1 protein-coding gene is annotated in these 240 nt (G+C 58.8%); it reads left to right on the plus strand.

Annotation, left to right across the window (positions count from 1 at the left end; all coding sequences use genetic code 11):
• Positions 1-240 (plus strand): Ger(x)C family spore germination protein (locus KVT38_RS34110; protein WP_217598130.1); only part of this gene is annotated, 240 nt, incomplete at both ends.

A 240-nucleotide genomic window follows, 5' to 3' on the forward strand; every position in this document is an offset into this window, starting at 1 on the left:
CACCGGCGAATCGCGGGGCAGGCACGGCAGCGAAGGCGTGATCGACGTGTGCGCGCACGATCCGCGCCAACGTTTGCGCACTTATATTATGGTCGTCAGAGGGGGGCAAGCGAAAAAATTGCTGGAGACGAAGTACCCCTTCGACCAGGTGCCCACGGAAGCGGACAAGGAGATGGAGGGTCAGCGCAGCGAGATCGCGGTGAATTTGAGAGATTTTTTCATAGCGGCTTCAAGCAAGGG

The organism is Cohnella sp. GbtcB17 (genome assembly GCF_019091135.1).
Taxonomy (GTDB): domain Bacteria; phylum Bacillota; class Bacilli; order Paenibacillales; family Paenibacillaceae; genus Cohnella.